The organism is Actinomyces sp., assembly GCF_030524025.1.
Classification (GTDB): Bacteria; Actinomycetota; Actinomycetes; order Actinomycetales; family Actinomycetaceae; genus Actinomyces.
Genome location: NZ_JAUNHI010000055.1, coordinates 1 through 2,115, shown reverse-complemented (window position 1 = coordinate 2,115; position 2,115 = coordinate 1). Strand labels below are relative to the sequence as shown.

General features: G+C 68.7%; 4 protein-coding genes and 1 pseudogene. All 5 read left to right on the top strand.

The genetic code is table 11. The features are described 5' to 3' along the window. Nucleotides 1-185: pseudogene (locus Q4C85_RS11710) on the top strand (50S ribosomal protein L2); the annotation flags it as partial. Between the two features lie 12 nt (nt 186-197). Then, nucleotides 198-476, top strand: coding sequence for a 30S ribosomal protein S19 (gene rpsS, locus Q4C85_RS11705; RefSeq protein WP_008729396.1), 279 nt, complete (start codon nt 198-200; stop codon nt 474-476). A gap of 31 nt (nt 477-507) precedes the next feature. Beyond that, complete coding sequence (rplV, locus tag Q4C85_RS11700) at nt 508-885, top strand: 50S ribosomal protein L22 (protein ID WP_303142307.1); 378 nt, start codon at nt 508-510, stop codon at nt 883-885. After that, nucleotides 885-1,694, top strand: coding sequence for a 30S ribosomal protein S3 (rpsC, locus tag Q4C85_RS11695; protein ID WP_126382256.1), 810 nt, complete (start codon nt 885-887; stop codon nt 1,692-1,694). The genes rplV and rpsC overlap by 1 nt, the downstream gene beginning before the upstream one ends. 3 nt (nt 1,695-1,697) lie before the next feature. Then, nucleotides 1,698-2,115: 50S ribosomal protein L16 (gene rplP / locus Q4C85_RS11690; RefSeq protein WP_126382255.1), on the top strand; the 418-nt coding region annotated here is incomplete at its 3' end.

The window sequence follows — 2,115 nt, the reverse complement described above, 5'->3', positions numbered from 1 at the left end:
GCCCGACCGTCCGCGGTGTCGTCATGAACCCGGTCGACCACCCGCACGGTGGTGGTGAGGGCCGCACCTCCGGCGGCCGTCACCCGGTCTCGCCGTGGGGCAAGCCCGAGGGCCGTACCCGTCGTCCCAACAAGTCCAGCGACCGCCTCATCGTGCGTCGTCGTCGGACCGGCAAGAAGCGCTGATAGGAGCCTGAGATGCCGCGCAGCCTGAAGAAGGGTCCCTTCGTCGACGACCACCTCCAGAAGAAGGTGGACGCTCAGAACGAGAAGGGCACCAAGAACGTCATCAAGACCTGGTCCCGCCGTTCGGTCATCACGCCGGACTTCCTCGGACACACCTTCGCCGTCCACGACGGCCGCAAGCATGTCCCGGTCTTCGTCACCGAGTCCATGGTGGGCCACAAGCTCGGCGAGTTCGCCCCGACCCGCACCTTCCGCGGGCACGTCAAGGACGACCGCAAGTCGCGTCGCTGACGGACTCCGGAAAGTTTGAGAGGCAGAGAACATGGAAGCCAAGGCGCAGGCCAAGTACGTGCGCTGCACGCCGATGAAGGCGCGTCGTGTCGTGGATGTCGTCCGCGGCAAGCGCGCGGTCGAGGCCATTAACGTGCTCCGTTTCGCCCCGCAGGCCGCTGCGGTGCCGGTGCGCAAGGTCATCGAGTCCGCAATCGCCAATGCTCGGGTCAAGGCCGAGCGCGCCGGTGAGCCCTTCGACGAGAACGACCTGTTCATCACCGAGGTGTTCGCCGACGAGGGCCCGACCCTCAAGCGGTTCCGGCCCCGCGCCCAGGGGCGCGCCGGCCGGATCCTTAAGCGGACCAGCCACATCACCGTCATCGTCGGCGACCGTGCCGACGCCGCACAGAAGGAAGGAGCCCGGTAATGGGGCAGAAGGTCAACCCGACCGGGTTCCGCCTGGGCATCACCACGGACCACCGCTCGCGCTGGTTCGCGGACTCCACGAAGCCGGGTCAGCGTTACCGCGACTTCGTGGACGAGGACGTCAAGATCCGCCGGCTCATGGCCGACGGCATGGAGCGCGCGGGAATCTCCAAGGTCGACATCGAGCGGACCCGTGACCGTGTCCGCGTCGACCTGCACACCGCCCGCCCGGGCATTGTCATCGGCCGCCGTGGCGCCGAGGCCGAGCGCCTGCGCGGCCAGCTCGAGAAGCTGACCGGCAAGCAGGTCCAGCTCAACATCCTCGAGGTCAAGAGCCCCGATCTCGACGCTCAGCTCGTGGCGCAGGGGATCGCCGAGCAGCTCGCCAGCCGCGTGTCCTTCCGGCGCGCGATGCGCAAGGGCATGCAGTCCGCGATCCGCGCCGGCGCCAAGGGCATCCGGGTGCAGTGCTCGGGCCGCCTGGGCGGCGCCGAGATGAGCCGCTCGGAGTTCTACCGCGAGGGTCGCGTCCCGTTGCACACCCTGCGGGCCAACATCGACTACGGCTTCTACGAGGCCAAGACCACCTTCGGACGTCTCGGCGTCAAGGTCTGGATCTACAAGGGCGACATGACCGAGCGCGAGTTCGCTCGCCAGCAGGCCGAGTCCGGCCCGCGCGGTCGTGGGGGCCGGGGCGAGCGTCGTGGCGGCGCCCGCCGCGGTGAGCGCGCCCCGCGTCACACCGAGCAGCAGGCCGAGCAGGCGCCGGTCGCCGAGAACGCTGCCGCAGACCAGGGAACGGAGGCCTGAGCCGTGCTCATCCCCCGTCGGACCAAGTTCCGCAAGCAGCACCGCCCGCACCGGTCGGGCATGTCCAAGGGCGGCAATCAGATCGCCTTCGGTGACTACGGCATCCAGGCCCTCGAGCCCGCCTACGTCACCAACCGCCAGATCGAGGCGGCCCGTATCGCCATGACCCGCCACATCAAGCGTGGCGGCAAGGTGTGGATCAACATCTTCCCGGACCGTCCTCTGACCAAGAAGCCCGCCGAGACCCGCATGGGCTCGGGTAAGGGCGCCCCGGAGTGGTGGATCGCCAATGTCAAGCCCGGACGCATTCTGTTCGAGCTCGGCGGCGTCCCCGAGCCGCTGGCCCGTGAGGCCATGCGCCGCGCGCAGCACAAGCTGCCGATGAAGACCCGTTTCGTGACTCGTGAGGGTGGTGACGTCT

Bases quoted from the DNA above. Each gene is read 5' to 3' on its own strand.
- rplV (WP_303142307.1), top strand. From the start codon at position 508: ATGGAAGCCAAGGCGCAGGCCAAGTACGTGCGCTGCACGCCGATGAAG.
- rpsS (WP_008729396.1), top strand. From the start codon at position 198: ATGCCGCGCAGCCTGAAGAAGGGTCCCTTCGTCGACGACCACCTCCAG.
- rpsC (WP_126382256.1), top strand. From the start codon at position 885: ATGGGGCAGAAGGTCAACCCGACCGGGTTCCGCCTGGGCATCACCACG.